Source organism: Humibacter sp. (genome assembly GCF_051954055.1).
GTDB lineage: Bacteria > Actinomycetota > Actinomycetes > Actinomycetales > Microbacteriaceae > Humibacter.
In genome coordinates, this window is the sequence record NZ_JBQCIE010000089.1 from 1 (window position 1) to 2,660 (window position 2,660).

General features: G+C 68.5%; 4 protein-coding genes and 1 pseudogene. All 5 read right to left on the bottom strand.

Features of this window, described 5'->3' with window-relative positions; genetic code table 11:
* Positions 1–172: ATP-binding cassette domain-containing protein (locus ACTHNC_RS09755; protein ID WP_440294411.1), on the bottom strand; the 172-nt coding region annotated here is incomplete at its 3' end.
* Positions 169–957 (bottom strand): molybdate ABC transporter permease subunit, encoded by a 789-nt coding sequence (locus ACTHNC_RS09760; RefSeq protein ID WP_440294408.1) that lies wholly within the window; start codon positions 955–957, stop codon positions 169–171. The genes ACTHNC_RS09760 and ACTHNC_RS09755, both read right to left, overlap by 4 nt.
* Positions 954–1,751 (bottom strand): molybdate ABC transporter substrate-binding protein, encoded by a 798-nt coding sequence (modA, locus tag ACTHNC_RS09765; protein ID WP_440294409.1) that lies wholly within the window; start codon positions 1,749–1,751, stop codon positions 954–956. Before modA ends, ACTHNC_RS09760 begins: the two co-directional genes overlap by 4 nt.
* 17 nt (positions 1,752–1,768) lie before the next feature.
* Complete coding sequence (locus tag ACTHNC_RS09770; RefSeq protein ID WP_440294410.1) at positions 1,769–2,215, bottom strand: TOBE domain-containing protein; 447 nt, start codon at positions 2,213–2,215, stop codon at positions 1,769–1,771.
* Positions 2,216–2,341: 126 nt separating this feature from the next.
* A pseudogene (locus tag ACTHNC_RS09775) lies at positions 2,342–2,660 on the bottom strand (hypothetical protein); the annotation flags it as partial.

Consider the following 2,660-nt stretch of genomic DNA (forward strand, 5'->3'; position numbering starts at 1 on the left):
GCAGTGGGAGCAGGCCGGCGAGTGCACCGAGGAGGGTCGACTTGCCCGCGCCGTTCGGACCGAAGATCGCCAGACATCCGCCCGCGGGAACCTCGAGGTGCACATCCACGTCGAATCCTCCGCGCGAGGCGCCGACGTCGGCGAACAGGGATGCACCGTGAGGCTCGGTCATCGCACGGCATCCTCGCGCCAGGCGCGCAGCCCCCCGACGATGACGGCGGCGCTCACGAGCAGCAGCAGCGAGAGCGCGACGGCGGAGTCCTGCGTGATGCCGACGCCGTTGAACGCGGTGTAGATCGCGAGCGGCATGGTCTGCGTGATGCCCGGTGCGTTGCCGGCGAACAGGGCGGTCGCCCCGAACTCGCCGAGCGCGCGGGCGAAGCACAGGGCGGTGCCGGCCGCGATGCCGGGGGCGATCAGCGGGATGGTCACAGTGCCGAGCACGCGCCACCGACCGGCGCCGAGCGTCGAGGCGATCTGTTCGTGTCCGACGCCCGAGGTGCGCAACGTGCCCTCGACGGTGATGACGAGGAACGGCAGGGCGACGAACGACTGGGCGACGACGACCGCTGCGCTCGTGTACGGAAGGCTGAATCCGCTGAGCTGGAAGATCGGTTTGCCGAGCAACCCGACGCGGCCGAGCAGTGACAGGAGTGCGAGTCCGCCGACCATCGGCGGCAGCACGAGCGGGATGAGCACGATGGTGCGCAGAACGCTGGCCAGCCGGGTGGACGACCGGGCGATCACGACCGCCAGCGGAAGCCCGAGCACGAGGCACACGATCGTGGCACAGGCGGCCGTCCACAGCGACAGCCACAGTGCGGTGAGCGAAGCGGGAGCGAAGAGGTCGCTCCACAGCGTCGACCAGTGCGCGCGGGTCACCAGCCCCACGACGGGGAGCACGAGGAACGCCAGGGCGACGAGCGCGGCGACGTAGAGACCGCGCGGAAGCGTCATGGCTTCCCGAATCCGTATTGGGAGAGGATGCGCTGCCCTGCGCTCGAGAGCACGAACGACACGAACGCGTGCGCGGCCTTCGACGACGGCGCCTTGTTCGCGACGGCGATCGGGTAGCTGTTCACGACCTTGTCGGCGCCGGCGGGGGTGATGCCGTCGAGCTTGCCGTCGGATGCCGCGATGTCGGTCGCGTAGACGAGTCCGGCATCCGCTTCGTCGTTCTCCACTCGGGTCACCACGCTCGTGACGTTGGTCTCCTGGCTGGCCGGGGTGAGCTGAACGCCGGCGTTTTCGAGCAGGGTCTGGGACGCCGTTCCGCACGGCACCTGGGGTGCGCAGATCACGACCTTGAGCCCCGGCTTGGTCAGGTCGGACAGGTCGCGGATGCCCTTCGGGTTGCCAGGCGGCACCGCGATGCGCAGGGTATTGGTCGCGAAGATCGTGCCCTTGCCGGCCAGTCCGGCCTTGGTCACGGGTTCGAGCGACTTCTGGTCGGCGAACGCGATCACGTCAACATCCGTGCCGTTGACGATCTGCGTGGCGAGCGCCTGCGATCCGTCGTAACGGATGGGCGCGACCGGATACTCCCGGTTCGACTTTTGAAAGCTCTTCGCCAGGGCGTCGAAGGAGCCCTGCAGCGACGCGGCGGCGAAGACGATCAGCGGCTTGCTCGAGGTGGCGTCGCCTGTTGCGTTGCTGGTCGCCGAGCCGCTCGTGGCCGCGGAGCCGGGGGATGCCGAACATCCGGTCAGCAGAAGAGCAGCGGCCGCGAGGGCTGCCGCGGCTGCGGTCATCGCGCGTCGCGACGGCCTCATCGCCGGCCGCCCTTCGTGGCGGTTGCTGTGCCCGGCTTCCGCTCGACGGCGGGCGGTGTCTCGACGATCACCATGGTGGCCTTCACGACGGCCGTGGCGAGTGAACCCACCTCGAGCCCGAGTTCGCGCACGGCCTCTGTGGACATCAGCGAGACAACGCGGTGGGGACCGCACTGCAGCTCGACCTCGGACATCACGGTGTCGCTCGTGACGGCGGTCACCAAGCCGACGAAGCGATTGCGCGCGCTCGAGCCGCGCTCAAGTGGATCGCCCGGACCGTTCGCGGATGCCGTCAGCCGCCGTGCGAGATCCGCCCCTTCGACGACGGCGCGGCCGACGTCATCCGTGCCGGACGTCAGCTCACCCGCGTCGATCCACCGCCGTACCGTGTCGTCGCTCACTCCGAGCAGCACGGCGGCCTCGCTGATCCGAAAACGCGTCATGATGCCAATGATAGTTCCGCATTTGCGAAGGCATTCGCCAGAAAGTTCCGCAGGTGAGCATTCGGGCGAGCGTCCTCGCCGTTGCGGAGTGGTCGCCGTTCGCTCGCAGCGCGATGGCTCCTTCGTTCAGAAGGGTGGTGGGTCTCTGTCGTATCCGGTGGGTGTTCTCACGCGGATGCCGCCGTCGGGTTTCGGGTCCAATCGGATCCGGGTCACGGTCTTCATCCGGTGCAGTCTCGGTTTGAACGGGGCCAGGTTGCCCACGTCCGTGGGTCCACCGTGCTGTCGTTCGATCACGTGATCCACTTCAGAGCCGGTGACGATCCCCACCGGCAGGAACGGGGCGGCGTTCTCGTCGAGCCCGTACGTCAACGTGAGCCAGGTCTTCTGATCCGGGGTGGGCCGGTACCGGGTGGTGTCCAGGTGCAACTCCGCGGGACGGATC